The sequence below is a fragment of the Microbacterium sp. NPDC003461 genome, from assembly GCF_053588335.1.
Window position 1 is genome coordinate 46,955 of sequence record NZ_JBSFPT010000017.1, and the last position, 15,561, is coordinate 62,515.

The 15,561-nt window shown below is 73.2% G+C and carries 15 protein-coding genes; 10 read left to right on the forward strand and 5 right to left on the reverse strand.

Annotated elements, in window-relative coordinates:
* Window positions 1-44: 44 nt before the first annotated feature.
* Window positions 45-1,811, reverse strand: coding sequence for a proline--tRNA ligase (locus tag ACWDR7_RS08460; RefSeq protein WP_449854478.1), 1,767 nt, complete (start codon window positions 1,809-1,811; stop codon window positions 45-47).
* Window positions 1,812-1,866: 55 nt separating this feature from the next.
* Here ACWDR7_RS08460 and pcp point away from each other — a divergent pair, with 55 nt between their 5' ends.
* From pcp to ACWDR7_RS08495, 7 genes are all read left to right on the forward strand, one after another.
* Window positions 1,867-2,505 carry a pyroglutamyl-peptidase I gene (gene pcp, locus ACWDR7_RS08465; protein ID WP_449854479.1) on the forward strand — a complete coding sequence of 213 codons (639 nt, stop codon included), beginning with the start codon at window positions 1,867-1,869 and terminating at the stop codon, window positions 2,503-2,505.
* A 93-nt stretch (window positions 2,506-2,598) separates the two neighbouring features.
* The gene (locus ACWDR7_RS08470) at window positions 2,599-4,038 is read left to right on the forward strand and encodes an RNB domain-containing ribonuclease (protein WP_449854480.1); all 1,440 of its coding nucleotides are present in this window, start codon (window positions 2,599-2,601) and stop codon (window positions 4,036-4,038) included.
* A gap of 118 nt (window positions 4,039-4,156) precedes the next feature.
* A complete protein-coding gene (locus tag ACWDR7_RS08475) occupies window positions 4,157-5,062 on the forward strand; it encodes an LLM class flavin-dependent oxidoreductase (protein WP_449854481.1) in 906 nt (301 codons plus the stop codon).
* Window positions 5,063-5,172: 110 nt separating this feature from the next.
* Entirely contained in the window at window positions 5,173-5,526 is a 354-nt protein-coding gene (locus ACWDR7_RS08480) for an ArsR/SmtB family transcription factor (protein ID WP_449854482.1), read from the forward strand.
* A complete protein-coding gene (locus tag ACWDR7_RS08485) occupies window positions 5,523-6,518 on the forward strand; it encodes a cation diffusion facilitator family transporter (protein ID WP_449854483.1) in 996 nt (331 codons plus the stop codon). The genes ACWDR7_RS08480 and ACWDR7_RS08485 overlap by 4 nt, the downstream gene beginning before the upstream one ends.
* Before the next feature lie 4 nt (window positions 6,519-6,522).
* Entirely contained in the window at window positions 6,523-7,350 is an 828-nt protein-coding gene (locus ACWDR7_RS08490) for a PhzF family phenazine biosynthesis protein (RefSeq protein ID WP_449854484.1), read from the forward strand.
* A gap of 37 nt (window positions 7,351-7,387) precedes the next feature.
* On the forward strand, window positions 7,388-7,753 hold the full coding sequence (locus ACWDR7_RS08495) for a DUF5655 domain-containing protein (protein ID WP_449854485.1): 366 nt from the start codon (window positions 7,388-7,390) through the stop codon (window positions 7,751-7,753).
* 1 nt (window position 7,754) lies between these two features.
* Here the strand turns inward: ACWDR7_RS08495 and ACWDR7_RS08500 are convergent, their stop codons facing one another.
* Window positions 7,755-8,222 carry a GNAT family N-acetyltransferase gene (locus ACWDR7_RS08500; RefSeq protein WP_449854486.1) on the reverse strand — a complete coding sequence of 156 codons (468 nt, stop codon included), beginning with the start codon at window positions 8,220-8,222 and terminating at the stop codon, window positions 7,755-7,757.
* 67 nt (window positions 8,223-8,289) lie between these two features.
* Between ACWDR7_RS08500 and ACWDR7_RS08505 the strand changes: the two genes are divergently transcribed.
* Both ACWDR7_RS08505 and ACWDR7_RS08510 read left to right on the forward strand, forming a co-directional pair.
* On the forward strand, window positions 8,290-8,496 hold the full coding sequence (locus tag ACWDR7_RS08505) for a ribbon-helix-helix protein, CopG family (RefSeq protein WP_449854487.1): 207 nt from the start codon (window positions 8,290-8,292) through the stop codon (window positions 8,494-8,496).
* A complete protein-coding gene (locus ACWDR7_RS08510; protein WP_449854488.1) occupies window positions 8,496-8,864 on the forward strand; it encodes a type II toxin-antitoxin system death-on-curing family toxin in 369 nt (122 codons plus the stop codon). Before ACWDR7_RS08505 ends, ACWDR7_RS08510 begins: the two co-directional genes overlap by 1 nt.
* Here the strand turns inward: ACWDR7_RS08510 and ispG are convergent, their stop codons facing one another.
* On the reverse strand, window positions 8,865-10,016 hold the full coding sequence (gene ispG, locus ACWDR7_RS08515) for a flavodoxin-dependent (E)-4-hydroxy-3-methylbut-2-enyl-diphosphate synthase (protein ID WP_449854489.1): 1,152 nt from the start codon (window positions 10,014-10,016) through the stop codon (window positions 8,865-8,867).
* A gap of 229 nt (window positions 10,017-10,245) precedes the next feature.
* Here ispG and ACWDR7_RS08520 point away from each other — a divergent pair, with 229 nt between their 5' ends.
* Window positions 10,246-12,153, forward strand: a complete 1,908-nt coding sequence (locus tag ACWDR7_RS08520; protein ID WP_449854490.1) for an anthranilate synthase family protein — start codon at window positions 10,246-10,248, stop codon at window positions 12,151-12,153.
* Window positions 12,154-12,294: 141 nt separating this feature from the next.
* On the opposite strand, the gene ACWDR7_RS08525 is transcribed toward ACWDR7_RS08520, so the two are convergent.
* Together ACWDR7_RS08525 and ACWDR7_RS08530 are read right to left on the reverse strand one after the other, a co-directional pair.
* Window positions 12,295-13,584 carry a M50 family metallopeptidase gene (locus ACWDR7_RS08525; protein WP_449854491.1) on the reverse strand — a complete coding sequence of 430 codons (1,290 nt, stop codon included), beginning with the start codon at window positions 13,582-13,584 and terminating at the stop codon, window positions 12,295-12,297.
* Complete coding sequence (locus ACWDR7_RS08530) at window positions 13,584-15,200, reverse strand: Mur ligase family protein (protein WP_449854492.1); 1,617 nt, start codon at window positions 15,198-15,200, stop codon at window positions 13,584-13,586. The genes ACWDR7_RS08525 and ACWDR7_RS08530 overlap by 1 nt, the downstream gene beginning before the upstream one ends.
* Window positions 15,201-15,561: the final 361 nt, after the last annotated feature.

The window sequence follows — 15,561 nt, forward strand, 5'->3', positions numbered from 1 at the left end:
GGCCGCCGCGGGCGATGCCCGCGACGGCCTCTCCGACGGTCGGCTCAGGCGGTCAGACGCACCACGGCCTCGGCCGCCGGCACCGTCTCGCGCTCGCCCGTGCGGCGATCCCACAGCTCGACCTCGCCGTCCGCCGCCCCGCGGCCGACCACGAGCAGCTTCGGCACGCCGATCAGCTCGGCGTCGCCGAACTTCACACCGGGAGAGGCCTTCGGGCGGTCGTCGTAGAGCACATCCATCCCCGCCGCCTCGAGGTCGGAGACGACCGACTCGGCGAGCCGGTACGCGTCGTCTCCCTTGCCCGTGGCGACCACGTGCACGTCGAACGGCGCGACGGAGGCGGGCCAGATCAGCCCGCGCTCGTCGTTGGACAGCTCGGCGATGATCGCGAGGATGCGCGTCACGCCGATGCCGTAGGAGCCCATCGTGACGGTGACCTGCTTGCCGTTCTCGTCGAGCACCTTGAGCCCGAGGGCCTCGGCGTACTTGCGGCCCAGCTGGAAGACGTGCCCGATCTCCATGCCGCGTGCCAGTGTGACCGGCCCCGACCCGTCGGGCGCGGGGTCGCCGTCGCGCACGGTCGCGACCTCGAGGAAGCCGTCGGCGATGAAGTCGCGGCCGGCGACCAGGCCGTACACGTGCGCGTCGTCGGCGTTGGCGCCGGTGATCCACGTCGTGCCGTCGACGACGCGCGGGTCGAGGAAGTAGCGGATGCCGGTGGCCGAGTCCTCGCCGAGCAGCGGGCCGGTCGCTGTCCACGGGCCGATGAAGCCGCGCACGAGGAGCGTGTTGCGCTCGAAGTCCTCCGCGGTGGCGGGCTCGACCTCGGCCGGCGCGAAGGCGACCTCGACGCGCTTCATGTCGACGTCGCGGTCGCCGGGAAGGCCCACGACGACGACCTCGCGCGTGCCGTCGAGGTGACGCAGCGCGAGCACGACGTTCTTCAGCGTGTGCGCCGCCGTCCAGCCGCCCTCCGGCGCGCCGGGGACGACCTCGTTGGCGTGCGCCACGAGGGTCTCGATCGTCGTCGTGCCCGGCGAGTCGAACACGACCGGCTCGGGCTTGCCGTCGAACGGGATCGGCTCGGGGACGAGGGTCGTGAACGCCTCGACGTTGGCGGCGTACCCGCCCGCGCTGCGCACGAACGTGTCCTCGCCCACCGGCGTGGGGTGCAGGAACTCCTCGCTGCGCGAGCCGCCCATCGCGCCGGCGTCGGCCTGCACGATGACGTACTCGAGCCCCAGGCGCTGGAAGATGCGCTCGTAGGCGTCGCGCTGCGCCTGGTACGACGCGTCGAGTCCCTCGTCGGTGTAGTCGAACGAGTACGCGTCCTTCATCGTGAACTCGCGGCCGCGCAGCAGGCCCGCGCGGGGGCGCGCCTCGTCGCGGTACTTGTCCTGGATCTGGAAGATCGTCAGCGGCAGGTCCTTGTACGACGAGTACAGATCCTTCACGAGCAGGGTGAAGACCTCCTCGTGCGTCGGCGCCAGCAGCATGTCGGCGCCCTTGCGGTCCTGCAGGCGGAACAGCGCGTCGCCGTACTCCTCCCACCGGCCGGTCGCCTCGTAGGGCTCGCGCGGCAGCAGCGCCGGGAAGTGCACCTCGTAGGCGCCGGCGGCGGCCATCTCCTCGCGGATGATGGTCTCGAGCTTGGCCTTGACCCGCAGGCCCAGAGGCAGCCACGCGAACACGCCTGGCGCCTGGCGCCGGATGTACCCGGCGCGGACGAGCAGCCGGTGGCTCGTGACCTCGGCGTCGGCCGGGTCCTCACGGAGCGTGCGGAGGAAGAAGTGCGAGAGACGGGTGACCACGCGTCAAGTCTAGGGTTCCCGCGGGCGCGGGCCGGGCGGGGCCTACGCTGAGACGATGGTCACGATCCTCCTCACCGGGTTCGAGCCGTTCGGCGGCGACGCGCGCAACCCCTCGGGCGACGCCGTCGCCGAGGTCGGCCGCGCCTGGAGCGGACCGGAGCGGCTGATCACCGCGATCCTCCCCGTCGCCTTCGACGCCGCCGCCGAGCGGATGCGCGCGCTGATCGCCGAGCACACGCCGGACGTCGTGATCGCGACGGGGCTCGCGGGCGGGCGCACGCACATCACGCCCGAGCGCGTCGCGATCAACCTGCGGGACGCGCGCATCCCCGACAACGCCGGCGCGCAGCCGATCGACGAGCCGAGCGTGGCGGGCGGGCCGGCGGCGCACTTCGCCTCGCTGCCCGTGAAGGCCATGGCGCGCGCGATCGGCGACGCCGGCGTCCCCGCGGCCGTCTCGCACACGGCCGGCACGTTCGTGTGCAACCACGTGATGTACGTCGCCGCGGACGAGGCCGCGCGCCGGCCGGGCATGCGGGCCGGATTCGTGCACGTGCCGTGGTCGGACGAGGTCGCCCCGGAGGGCGCGCCGTCGCTGCCGGCCGGCGACATCGCGCGGGCGCTGGCCATCGCCGTCCGCACGGCGGCGGACGTGCGGGCCGACGACGCGGCGAGCGCGGGCGCCCTGCACTGAGGCGGCCCGGCGCCCTGGGCCTCGACCGCGCGGATGCGCCGCTCCGACGGCCGGAGTCGAAACCGCCGCGCAGCCCACCCGTAGGCTGGCGGCATGCCGGCCCGACACGCGCACCTGTCCTCGACCGCCGTGCGGGGCGCACTCGCCGAATCGCTCGCCGAGCTGCGCCGCGATCTGGAGCTGCCCACGGCCTACCCTGCCGAGGCGGAGGCCGAGGCCGCCGCCGTCGTCGACGGTCCCCCGGTGGACGGATCCGACGACGAGCGCGAGGAGCTCGCCGACGTCCCGTTCCACACGATCGATCCGGCCGGCTCGCGGGATCTCGACCAGGCGCTGCATCTGGAGCGCGCCGGCGAGGGCCTGCTCGTCCGCTACGCGATCGCGGACCTCGCGGCCTTCGTGCGCCCGGGCGGCGCGCTCGACGCCGAGACCCGCCGGCGCGGCCAGACGCTGTACGCGCCCGACGGATCGGTGGCGCTGCATCCGCTCGTCCTCTCCCACGGCGCCGCGTCGCTGCTGCCCGGCGAGCGCCGGCGCGCGTACGTGTGGACCTTCCGCCTCGACGGCAGGGGTGCCGTGCGCGAGACGCGGCTCGTGCGCGCGTGGATCCGGTCGGTGCGGCAGTGGACGTACGCCGAGGCGCAGGCGGCGATCGACGACGGATCGGCCCCCGCCGCGGTGGCGCTGCTGCGGGAGTTCGGCCCGCTGCGCATCGCGCTCGAGGCTGAACGCGGCGGCGCGAGCCTGAACTCCCCCGAGGAGGAGGTCGTCGAGGGCCCGGACGGCTACGAGCTGCGCCGGCGCACTCCCCTGCCCGTGGAGGAGTGGAACGCGCAGCTGTCGCTCATGACGGGCATGGCGGCGGCCGATCTGATGCTGTCGGCCCGGGTGGGCATCCTGCGCACCCTGCCGCCGGCGGAGCCCGAGGCGCTCGCGGAGTTCCGCCGCAAGGTCGCGCTGCTCGACCGCCCGTGGCCGGAGGGGATCGCGTACGGCGAGTACCTGCGCCGGCTCGATCCGGCCGACGCCGCGACCCCCGCGGTGCTGCAGGCCGCGTCGGCGCTGTTCCGCGGCGCCGGCTACGCGCCCTTCGACGGCGAGCCGCCCGCGCAGGCGGAGCAGGCGGCGATCGGCGCGCCGTACGCGCACGCCACCGCTCCCCTGCGGCGGCTCGTCGACCGGTGGGCGCTGGCGATCTGCGAGGCGGAGGCGAACGACCGCCCGATCCCCGCGTGGGCACGCGAGTCGCTCTCGGAGCTGCCGCGGATCATGCAGGAGTCGGGCGCGCTCGCCAGCCGCCTGGAGGGCGGCGCGGTCGACCGGATCGAGGCGGCCGTGCTGCACGGCCGCATCGGCGACGTGCTCGACGCGGTTGTGCTGGCCGAGACGAAGGGCGGCGCGCGCGTGCAGATCGCCGATCCCTTCGTCACCGCGACCATCCGAGACAAGCCGGACCCGGGATCCCGCATCCGCGTGCGCGTGGTCGACACCCGCATCGCCTCGGGCGAGGTCGACCTCGAGCTCGTGCTCTGACGCCGAACCCGCGCCCGTTCGCCGAACCCGCGCCGGATCCGGAACGGGCTCGAGGATCGGGCGCGGGTTCGCGGGAGACGGGGCGTGGACCGTGTGCGCGGTGATCTAGCGTGGTGCCATGAAGTTCTCGCTGTGGCTGCCCGCCGATCTGCCCTGGTCCGACCTCCACGCCGCCGCGACGCACGCGGCCGATGCCGGATGGCGGGGCGTGTGGCTCGAGGACCATTTCATGGACAACACCGACGAGCCCAACGACGGCGCGCGCGGCGAATGCCTGACGCAGCTGACGGCGCTCGCCGCGACGGTGCCGGGCATCCGGCTCGGATCGATGGTGCTGGGCAACACCTACCGGCACCCCGGCGTCGTCGCCAAGCAGGCCGCCGCGCTCAGCGACATCAGCCAGGGCCGCTTCGTGCTCGGCGTGGGCGCGGGCTGGCAGGAGAACGAGCACCGCGCGTTCGGGATCGAGTACGGCGACGTGCCGAGCCGCATCCGCTGGCTCCGCGAGGCCCTCGCGATCTGGAAGGGCCTGCGCGACAGCGCTCACGACGGCCGCGAGTTCGTGGACTTCTCCGGCGAGCGCTACACGCTCGAGCACGCGTCGCTGAACCCGAAGCCGCACCCGAGCCTGCCGATCCTCATCGGCGGCAAGGGAGAGAAGGTCATGCCCAGGCTCGTGGCGGAGTTCGCCGACGAGTGGAACTTCTGGTCGACGCCGGAGCAGTACGGCCCGAAGAACGAGATCTTCACGGCCGCGCTCGAGAGGGCCGGGCGCGACCCCAAGAGCCTCTGGCGCACGACGCAGGCGCTCACGTTCCAGCAGCCCGACGCCGCCGAGAAGGCCGCGCAGCTGGGCCGCCCCGCGATCGGCGGCACCCCGCAGCAGCTCGTCGACACGATGGCCGCGTACGCCGCCGCCGGGGTCGACGAGTTCGTCCTGCCGCTCACGTCGATCCGCGACGTCGCGAAGATCAACGACCTCGGCGATCGCTTCCTGGCCGAGGTCGCCGCGCACGTGGACTGACCGGCCCCGACGCCCCCGGAGGCGTCGCGCCCCGTGCGTTCCCACCGCGTCGCGCGGTGACATCGACGCGAACGCGCCCATCGGCCGCCTCCGCATGATATCATCTGCGTATGGATGCAGATACGCAGGCTTGCGGATTGGACCCGGACGGCACCTTCGTGGAGCTGGCGGTCGAGGTGTTCCAGATGCTCGCGGACGCGACCCGCGTGCGGATCATCCTGGCGCTGCGGCGGTCGGGCGAGCTGTCGGTGAACCACCTCGCCGACATCGTCGACAAATCCCCCGCCGCGGTCTCGCAGCACCTCGCGAAGCTGCGCATGGCGCGGATCGTCGCCGCGCGGCAGGAGGGCCAGCGCGTCTTCTACCGCCTCGAGAACGAGCACGCCTCGCAGCTGGTGACCCAGGCGATCCAGCAGGCCGAGCACACGATCGGGCGCCCGCACCACCACGGGGCGGCGCGATGAGCGGGCACGCGCACGATCCGGACCACGGCCACGCGCACGCGCACCCGCGCGGGCTGCGCGGCTTCCTGCACGAGGTGCTCGTGCCCCACACGCACGATGCCGCCGACGCGATCGACGACGCCCTCACCTCGCACGCGGCGGGCATCCGCGCGGTGCGGGTGAGCCTCGCGATCATGCTCGCCACCGCCCTGGCGCAGGCGGTGATCGTCGCCTTCAGCGGCTCTGTCGCCCTGCTGGCCGACACGATCCACAATCTCTCCGACGCGCTCACGGCCGTGCCGCTGTGGATCGCGTTCTCGCTCGCGCGGCGGCGCCCCTCCCGCATCTACCCGTACGGCCTGGGCCGCGCGGAGGACGTCGCAGGCCTCGTCATCGTGGCGGCGATCGCCGCCTCGGCCATCGTGGCCGCCTGGCAGGCGATCGAGCGGATCATCGACCCGCAGCCGATCTCGAACGTCGGGTGGGTGATGGCCGCCGGGGTCGCCGGCTTCGTCGGGAACGAGGCGGTGGCGATCTACCGGATCCGCGTGGGCCGGCGGATCGGATCGGCGGCGCTGATCGCCGACGGCGTGCATGCCCGCGCCGACGGCTTCACCTCTCTCGCGGTCGTGCTCGGCGGGCTCGGCGTGCTGCTCGGCTTCCCGCTCGCCGACCCGATCGTGGGCCTGCTGATCGCGGCCTTCATCCTCGTGCTGCTCGTCGGCACCGTGCGCTCCGTCGGCCGCCGGCTGCTCGACGGCATCGATCCGCGCCTGCTCGATCGCGCCGCGCACGCGCTGGAGCACGTCGACGGCATCGCGTCGGTGGAGCGGCTCCGCCTGCGCTGGGTCGGCCACCGGCTGCACGGGGACGCCGTCGTCACGGTCGCGGCAACGACGCTCGCCGAGGCCGACGCGATCCGCATCGCCGCACGGGCGCAGGCCGCCGCGCACCTGTCGCACCTCGACGAGTTCTCGGTCGAGATCCACCCCGCCACCGCCGTGACATCCTGAGAGGATGCGCCTCCCCTTCCGCCAGGTCGACGTCTTCAGCGCCGAGCCGCTGCTCGGCAACCCCGTCGCGGTCGTCCACGACGCCGACGGCCTCACGGACGCGCAGATGGCGGCGTTCGCCCGCTGGACCAACCTGTCCGAGACGACGTTCCTGCTGCGTCCCACCGACCCGGCAGCCGACTACCGGCTGCGCATCTTCACCCCGGGCGGCGAGCTGCCGTTCGCCGGCCACCCGACGCTCGGCTCGGCGCACGCGTGGCTCGAGGCCGGCGGCTCGCCCGCCGGCGAGGGCATCGTGCAGGAGTGCGGCGTGGGGCTCGTGACGCTGCGCCGCGTGGCCGGGCGGCTCGCATTCGCCGCGCCGGAGCTGCGACGCTCTGGTCCGGTGGAGGAGCCGCTCGTCGCCGGGATCGGCGCGGCGCTCGGCCTGGCGCGCGAGGAGATCCTCGACGCGGCCTGGTGCGACAACGGCCCGGGCTGGGTCGGGATCCGGCTGGCCGACGCGGCGGCCGTGCTCGCCCTCACACCGGACTTCGCGGCCCTGCCGGCCGACGTCGGCGTCGTGGGCCCCTACGCCGCCGGGTCGGAGTGCGCAATCGAGGTCCGCGCGTTCTGCCGCCCCGAGATGGGCCTCGGCGAGGATCCCGTGACCGGCTCGCTGAACGCCGCGCTCGGGCAGTGGCTCGCCGGCACGGCGCTGCCCGCTTCGTACGTGGCCTCGCAGGGCACCGCCCTGCAGCGCCGCGGACGCGTGCACGTCTCGCGCGAGGGCGAGGCCGTGTGGGTCGCCGGCGACACGCTCACGACGATCCGCGGTGAGCTCGCGCTCTGACGCCCGTCGTGTCGGCGGTGCCCGCTACGGTCGTGCCATGACCGAATGGACCGTGGACGAGCACCTGCGCGACAAGCCGGAGGCGGCGATCGCGATCTACCGTCGATTCGAGGAGCTCGTCGCGGCGTGCGGTCCGTACACGCTCTCACCGTCGAAGTCGTCCATCACCTTCAAGGGCACGCGACGCGGTTTCGCGGGCGCGCGCCCCGCGGCGACGGGGCTGCGGGTGTACCTCGACCTGCAGCGGGCGGTCGACGATCCACGCGTCCGGAGCGTCGCGCCGTACACGAGCCGGCTCTTCGTCCACCACCTGACGATCACCTTGCCCGAGCAGATGGACGAGACGTTCGCGGGCTGGGTCGCCGAGGCGGACGCCGTGGGGGCCGGCGCGCATATGGCCTGACTCAGGCGCTCGCGGCGAGCTCGCGCGTCATGAACACGCTGTTCGGATCCTCCGCGTAGTCGGCGAACGGCGGGCACTCCGCGAATCCGTGCCGCGCGTAGAGCCGCCGGGCGGGCGCGAAGTGCTCCTCGCTGCCCGTCTCGAGGCTGAGGCGCCGGTAGCCGCGCGCGGATGCCTCCGCGAGGATCGTCGCGAGGATCGCGGCGCCGACACCACGGCCACGGGCCGCGGCGCGCGTGCGCATCGACTTGATCTCGCCGTGCGTCTCATCGAGCTCCTTGAGGGCACCGCATCCGAGCGCCTCGTCGCCGTCCCACGCGCTCCACACCGTCACATCGGGCGACTCGAGCGCCGCGAGCGGCAGGGCGTGCACGCTCTCGGCGGGGCTCGTCGCGTACATCTCGTCGAGGTGCTCGGCGATGAGGTCGCGCACCGCCGGCGCCGTGAGGTCGTCGGGAACGATGCGCATGCTTCGAGGATATCCGAGCGGCCGTGCCGGTCTCGACTGCGCGATACCACGTCGATACCATCGCACCATGGCGATGACATTGCGGATCCCCGAGGAACTGGATGAGGCGCTCACCGCGATCGCGGAGGCCGAGCACACCTCGAAGCACGCGCTCATCCTGAGCGGGCTGGAGCAGCTCGTGCGCGAGCGGCTGCAGGCCGCTCAGGTCACCGCGGGGCTCGAGGTCATCCTCGCGCGCGACAAGGGTCTGCTGAAGCGGCTCGAGGACGCGTGATGGTCCGCTATCTGACGCTCGAGAACGCGCTGAGCGTCATCGAGCGGCTGGGGCTGCACGTGCGCGACGCCGGCCTGCTCGCCTCGGCGCTGTCGCGCCCGCAGGCGGGATTCGGCGGAACGGACGTCTACCCGGAACTGTCGGGGAAGGCGGCGGCCCTCATGGAGTCGCTCGCCCGGAATCACCCACTGTTCGACGGCAACAAGCGGACCGCCTGGGTGCTCACCCAGCTGTTCCTCTGGCTCAATGACCGTGTCGTCGAGGCGGATGAGGACGACGCCTTCGACCACATCATCGCCGTCGCGAGCGGACGGGTCGACACGGAGGCGTCGACCGCCTGGTTCGCGGAGCGGATCCGGCCCCGCTGATCAGGCGGTGACGACCTGCGCGGTGCCGAGCGGGGCGTCGGGGCCCATCTCGGCGGCGATGCGGTTGGCCTCCTCGATGAGGGTCTGCACGATCTCGGCCTCGGGCACGGTCTTGATGACCTCGCCCTTCACGAAGATCTGGCCCTTGCCGTTGCCGCTCGCCACGCCGAGGTCGGCCTCGCGGGCCTCGCCGGGGCCGTTCACGACGCAGCCCATGACGGCCACGCGCAGCGGCACCGTCATGTCCTTCAGGCCCTCGGTGACGTTGTCGGCGAGGGAGTAGACGTCGACCTGCGCGCGACCGCACGACGGGCACGAGACGATCTCGAGCTTGCGCTCGCGCAGGTTGAGCGACTGCAGGATCTGGTGCCCGACCTTGACCTCCTCGGCCGGCGGCGCCGAGAGCGAGACGCGGATCGTGTCGCCGATCCCCTCCGACAGCAGGATGCCGAACGCCGTGGCGCTCTTGATCGTGCCCTGGAACGCGGGCCCGGCCTCGGTGACGCCGAGGTGCAGCGGCCAGTCGCCCCGCTCGGCGAGCAGGCGGTAGGCCTTCACCATGACGATGGGGTCGTTGTGCTTGACCGAGATCTTGAAGTCGTGGAAGTCGTGCTCCTCGAACAGGCTCGCCTCCCACACCGCCGACTCGACGAGCGCCTCGGGCGTGGCCTTGCCGTACTTCTCGAGCAGGCGGCGGTCGAGCGAGCCCGCGTTCACGCCGATCCGCAGCGACACACCGGCGTCCTGCGCGGCCTTGGCGATCGCGCCGACCTGGTCGTCGAACTTGCGGATGTTGCCCGGGTTCACGCGCACGGCCGCGCAGCCCGCGTCGATCGCCTGGAAGACGTACTTCGGCTGGAAGTGGATGTCGGCGATCACGGGGATCTGCGACTTCTTCGCGATGATGTGCAGCACGTCGGCGTCGTCCTGGCTGGGCACCGCCACGCGCACGATCTCGCAGCCGCTCGCCGTGAGCTCGGCGATCTGCTGCAGGGTCGCGTTGATGTCGGTGGTCGGCGTCGTGGTCATCGACTGGACGCTGATGGGGGCGTCGCCCCCGACGAGCACCTTGCCCACCCGGATCTGGCGGGACTTGCGGCGCGGGGCGAGCGTTTCGGGGACGCGGGGCATCCCGAGGTTCACGGCTGGCACGCCTTCCAGGGTAGTCCGCGCACCTGGGGGAAGGCCCGATCCGGTGCCGTTCGCTCGCGCCGGATTTGCCGCCGGTCGCGGGCCGCGTATAGGTTGACCTCGTGCTCGAGAACCGGACGTGGTGGTGGCTCGCCTGAGGCGGCCACCTTCGCGCACACGAAACGACCGCCCACCGCAGGCGGTCGTTCTGCTTTCCGGGGAGACCGCCCGAATCCGAAGTGAGTCCCTGATGGCAGCATCCCCCGCCACCGCCGACCGCATCCTGCGCCTGGCCGCCGATCCCGACGCGTCGTTCGCGCTCATCGCCCGCGACGGCGGCGAGGTCGAGATCCTCGCCGGCCCGGTGGTCGACGTGGATCTGCTCGCGCAGATCCCGCTGACCGGCCCCGACGGCGCGCCGCGCGAGGTGCTCGCCCTGGTGCCGTACCGGCAGGTGCGCGAGCGCGGCTTCGAGGCGGAGGACGACGGCACCCCCCTGCGCTGCCTCGTCGTCGAGCGCCACGACTCCGTCCCGGTCGGCGAGGTCGTCGCGGCGCTGCCCGCCGAACCGGTGCCGCTCGCCGACGCGGGATTCGACCTGAGCGACGAGGAGTACGCCGCCATCGTGCGACGCGTCATCGCCGACGAGATCGGCCGCGGCGAGGGCGCGAACTTCGTCATCCGCCGCGACTACGTCGCCGGGGTCGAGGCCGACGCGCGCACCGCGGCGCTGACGTGGTTCCGGGCGCTGCTCGAGCACGAGCGCGGCGCGTACTGGACGTTCCTCATCGTCGCGGGCGACCGCATCCTCGTCGGCGCGAGCCCCGAGGCCCACGTCGTCGCCGAGGCGCGCGGCGACGGCTCGAGCACCGTGACGATGAACCCGATCTCCGGCACCTTCCGCCATCCCGCCGGCGGCGCGACGGTCGAGACGCTCTCGGCGTTCCTGGCCGACACGAAGGAGACCGAGGAGCTGTTCATGGTCGTGGACGAGGAGCTCAAGATGATGAGCGCCGTCTGCGCCGACGGCGGGAGGATCACGGGGCCGCACCTCAAGGAGATGTCGCGCCTGACCCACACGGAGTACATGCTGCGGGGCACGTCGCGCCTGGACCCGCGCGAGATCCTGCGCGAGACGATGTTCGCCCCGACCGTGACCGGATCCCCGATGCAGAACGCGTGCGCCGTGATCCGGCGCCACGAGACCACGCCGCGCGGCTACTACTCGGGCGTCGCGGCGCTGTTCACGCCCGATGCGCGGGGTGGCCACGACCTCGACGCGCCCATCCTCATCCGCACCGCGTACCTCGAGGGCGGGCGGCTGCGCGTGCCGGTGGGCGCGACGCTCGTGCGCCACTCGGATCCGTACGGCGAGGTGAGCGAGACCCACGGCAAGGCCGCCGGCGTGCTGGGCGCGATCGGCGCGGTGCCGCGCGCCGTGCCCGCGCACGGGGACGATCCGGATGCGCCGGCCGCGCCCGTCCGTCTGGCCGATGACCGCGCGATCGCGGAGCTGCTCGCCTCGCGCAACGCCCGCCTCGCGCCGTTCTGGCTCGAGGAGCAGGACACCGCGCCGGGTCCCCTCGCGGGCCGCTCGGCGCTCGTCGTGGACGCCGAGGACCGGTTCACGACCATGCTCGCGCACCAGCTGCGGCACCTCGGGCTCGACGCCCGCATCGCCCACTGGTCGGAGGTCACCGACGCGCAGATCGACGCGGCCGAGCTCGTCGTCTCCGGCCCCGGCCCCGGCGACCCGCGCGACGCGGCCAACCCGCGCATCGCCCGGATGCGGGAGGTCGTGGCGCGGCGCCTCGACGCGGGCGCGCCGCTGCTGGCCGTGTGCCTCAGCCACCAGATCCTGTGTGACCGGCTGGGCATCGACCTCGTCTCGCTCGACCGCCCGCACCAGGGCGTGCAGCTCACCGTCGACGTCTTCGGGGAGCCGGCGGCGATCGGGTTCTACAACACGTTCACGGCGCGCGTCGAGGCGGGAACGGCCCGCGCGGGCGCGGCCGAGGTGGCGGCGGATCCGGCCACCGGCGACGTGTACGCGCTGCGCGGCCCGTCGTTCGCGAGCGTGCAGGGGCACCTCGAGTCGATCCTCTCGCGCGACGGCATCCACACGCTCCACCGCCTCGCCGAGCACGCGCTGGGCTGAGCCCTCCGCGGGGCTTGCGGTGGTCGCTTCATCTCCGGCGCTACGCGCCTCCGTTCAGCAACCGATGGGGTCGCACTCACCGGTTGCTGAACGAAGCGGCCGCAGGCCGCGAAGATGAAGCGACCACCGCAACCCGGTGCGTCAGCCCAGGCTGAGGGGGTTGACGATGTCGGCGGCGAAGAGGAGCGCGCCCATGCCGACGAGCAGCACCACGACGACGAGCGTGAGCGGGACGAGGCGGGTCGCATCCGTCGGGCGCGGCGGCGGGCGGCGGAAGAGGCGCGCCCATCCGCGCCGCAGCGCATCCCACAGCGCGACGGCCACGTGACCGCCGTCCAGCGGCAGCAGCGGGATGAGGTTGAACACGAACAGCGCGATGTTGATCGATCCCAGCAGCGCGATCATCACGCTCACGCGGTCGAGGATCGGCGCCTCGGTGGCGGCCACCTCCCCCGCGATCCGGCCCACGCCGATGACGCTGATCGGCCCGTTGGGGTCGCGCTCCTGGCCTGTGAACATGTCGACGGCCGTGTCCCACAGCCGCACCGGCAGCTGCGCGACGATGCCGATCACGGCCTCGGTGTTCTCGAACGCCGTCTGCGCGCCGCTCCAGATCGGCTGCCGCACGCGCTCGGTCGCCGGGCTGAAGCCCGCGAAGCCGACCTCGCCGACCACGCTCTCGCCGCTCTCGTCGGTGTAGGTGTTCTCGGCGAGCACCGGGGTCAGGCTCAGGGTGCGCTCGGCGCCGTCGCGCTCGACGACGACCTCGATCTCGTCGCCGGGGTGCGCGCGGACGATCGCCGAGGCCTCGTCGAACGTCGACACGGGGGTGCCGTCGACCGACAGGATCGTGTCGCCGGGCTCGATCCCGGCCTCGGCCGCGGGCGCCGCCGGGTCGCCGGGGCCGCACTCCGTCTGCGCGGTGCCGGCGGGCAGCACGCACTCCGAGACCGTCGCCACCGTCGTCGTGCTCTGGTTGACCCCGATCCCCGTGGCGAGGATCGAGAACATGACGATCGCGAGGACGAGGTTCATCGCCGGCCCGCCGAGCATGATGACGACGCGCTTCCACGTGGGCAGCGTGAAGAAGGCGCGGCTGTCGTCCGTGCCCTCGAGGGTCTCGTCGTTCGCGGCGCGCGCGTCCTGCACGAGCGTGGCGAAGAGCCCGCCGCGCGGCGCGTCGTCGGATCGGCTGCGCGGGTACATCCCCGCCATCGAGATATAGCCGCCGATGGGCAGCCACTTGACGCCGTACTCCGTCTCGCCCACGCGCCGCGACCACACGGTCGGGCCCATGCCGATCATGTACTGGCCCACGCGCACGCCGAAGCGCTTGGCCGGCACGAGGTGGCCGATCTCGTGCAGCCCGATCGACAGCCCGAGGCCGACGACGATCACGAGCACGCCGACGATGAAGGCGATGATCTCCATCAGTCCTCGTAGGGGTCGGGCCAGGTGCGCTCGCCGGCCGGCCAGCCGGCGTCGATCAGCGCCCGGCGGGCCAGCTCGCGGGCGGAGTAGGCGTACTGCACGCCCTCGATGTCGCGGTAGTTCTGGTGGCCGGGGCCGGCCCACAGGATCGCGTCGCCCGGCCCGACGAGCGAGACGGCCTTCACGATGGCGTCTTCCGGCGGCGAGACCTCGTACAGCTCGTGCTGCGGATCCGTCGCGCGCGCGCTGTCGACCAGCACGCGGCGGATGTCGGCGGCGTTCTCGAAGCGCGGGTGGTGGTCGGTGATCACCGTGATGTCGCTGCCCTCCACCGCCGTGCGTGCCATGTCGGGGCGCTTGAGCGCGTCGCGGTCGCCGTCCGCCCCGAAGAGCATGAGCACGCGGCCTGGCGTGACGCGGCGGACGGCGGCGAGCGTCTTCTCGAACGCGTCGGGCGTGTGCCCGAAGTCGACGTAGACCGCCGGCCCCTCGGGCCCCGACACGAGCTGCGTGCGGCCGGGCACCCAGGCGCGGATGCCGCCGTCGCGCTCGAGCGCCTCGACGATCCGCTCCCACGCGTAGCCGGCCTCGAGCATCACCAGGATCGCCAGGCCGGCGTTCGCGGCCATGTGCGCGCCGATGACGGGCACGACGGTGGCGAGGCTGCGGCCGTCGCGGTGCGTGAGCGTGAACGAGGTGCCGGACTGCTGCTCCCGCGTCACCTCGACGATCCAGTCGGCCCGCTCGAGGGCCTCGGCGCTCGCGATGCCGCGCGCCGCGATCGTCGTGACGGGCACCTCGGCGTCGTCGAGGATGCGGAACCCCGGCGCGGAGTCGAGCGAGACGACGGCGCGGCGCGAGCGCGCGCGGGTGAAGAACGGCGCCTTCGCGGCGTAGTACGTCTCCATGTCGCCGTAGTCGTCGAGGTGGTCGTGCGTGAGGTTCGTGAACGCCGCCACGTCGAACACGACGCCCTCGAGCCGGCGCCGGGTGATCGCCTGTGCGCTCACCTCGACCGCGAACGCCTCGACGCCGCGCTCGCGCATGAGGGCGAGCAGCGCGTGGAACTCGGTGGCCTCCGGGCTCGTCAGCCCCGACACGACCCGCTCCCCCGCGACGACGCGCTCGGCCGAGGTCGACGCCCCGGCCACGACGCCGATCTGCGTGAGCAGTCCCTCGAGCAGGTGGGTGACGCTCGTCTTGCCGTTCGTGCCGGTGGTGCCCAGCAGCAGCGGCAGCTCGTCGCGGGGCGATGTGCGGTGCACGAGCATGGCCGCCTCGCCGAGCACGCCGCGGGGATCGTCGACGACGACGATCGGCAGTCCGGCGGGCACGGCGATCGCGGCGCCCTCGGCGTCGGTCAGCACGGCGGCGGCGCCGTTGGCCGCGGCCTGGGCGGCGAAGTCCGCGCCGTGCCGGTTGGCGCCGCGGATCCCGACGAACAGCTCGCCGGCGCGCAGATCGGTGGACGACAGCGTGACGCCGAGCACCTCGACGTCTGGCCCCTGCAGGGTGCCGCCGACGTGCTCGGCGACCTCGGACAGCAGGCGGCGGTTCGGCGCGGCGGGACGCAGCATCGTGGGCGGCGTCCGGCGCTTTCGGGTCGTGTGCGACATCGTCTTCTATCGTCGCACGCGCCGACGAGGGATCCGCTGAGCGCTGTGCGCCCGGATCCCGGCCGCCCGCTTCCGCCTCACCCCGCGGTTGCTGAACGAAGTGAGCGCCACAGCAACTCCATGACGGTTGCGGCGGTCGCTTCATCTCCGCGGCTCCGCCGCTCCGTTCAGCAACCGATGGGTTTGACCGGTCAGCAAGCCACCGCGCAACCGATCACTATGCGAGCGAAGCGAGCGTGGGGGGGGGGGGGGGGCCCCCCCCCCCCCCCCCCCCCCCCCCCCCCGGGGGGGGGGGGCCGACCACCCGGATATACACCCAACACACACCACAAGCAGGGTTTGGGCTGGTGGTTTGTTTTTA

What these genes read in the sequence shown, in the direction of transcription:
- pcp (WP_449854479.1), top strand. Translation starts at nt 1,867, where the DNA reads ATGGTCACGATCCTCCTCACCGGGTTCGAGCCGTTCGGCGGCGACGCG.
- ACWDR7_RS08470 (WP_449854480.1), top strand. Translation starts at nt 2,599, where the DNA reads ATGCCGGCCCGACACGCGCACCTGTCCTCGACCGCCGTGCGGGGCGCA.
- ACWDR7_RS08475 (WP_449854481.1), top strand. Translation starts at nt 4,157, where the DNA reads ATGAAGTTCTCGCTGTGGCTGCCCGCCGATCTGCCCTGGTCCGACCTC.
- ACWDR7_RS08480 (WP_449854482.1), top strand. Translation starts at nt 5,173, where the DNA reads ATGGATGCAGATACGCAGGCTTGCGGATTGGACCCGGACGGCACCTTC.
- ACWDR7_RS08485 (WP_449854483.1), top strand. Translation starts at nt 5,523, where the DNA reads ATGAGCGGGCACGCGCACGATCCGGACCACGGCCACGCGCACGCGCAC.
- ACWDR7_RS08490 (WP_449854484.1), top strand. Translation starts at nt 6,523, where the DNA reads ATGCGCCTCCCCTTCCGCCAGGTCGACGTCTTCAGCGCCGAGCCGCTG.
- ACWDR7_RS08495 (WP_449854485.1), top strand. Translation starts at nt 7,388, where the DNA reads ATGACCGAATGGACCGTGGACGAGCACCTGCGCGACAAGCCGGAGGCG.
- ACWDR7_RS08500 (WP_449854486.1), bottom strand. Translation starts at nt 8,222, where the DNA reads ATGCGCATCGTTCCCGACGACCTCACGGCGCCGGCGGTGCGCGACCTC.
- ACWDR7_RS08505 (WP_449854487.1), top strand. Translation starts at nt 8,290, where the DNA reads ATGGCGATGACATTGCGGATCCCCGAGGAACTGGATGAGGCGCTCACC.
- ACWDR7_RS08510 (WP_449854488.1), top strand. Translation starts at nt 8,496, where the DNA reads ATGGTCCGCTATCTGACGCTCGAGAACGCGCTGAGCGTCATCGAGCGG.
- ACWDR7_RS08520 (WP_449854490.1), top strand. Translation starts at nt 10,246, where the DNA reads ATGGCAGCATCCCCCGCCACCGCCGACCGCATCCTGCGCCTGGCCGCC.
- ACWDR7_RS08525 (WP_449854491.1), bottom strand. Translation starts at nt 13,584, where the DNA reads ATGGAGATCATCGCCTTCATCGTCGGCGTGCTCGTGATCGTCGTCGGC.
- ACWDR7_RS08530 (WP_449854492.1), bottom strand. Translation starts at nt 15,200, where the DNA reads ATGTCGCACACGACCCGAAAGCGCCGGACGCCGCCCACGATGCTGCGT.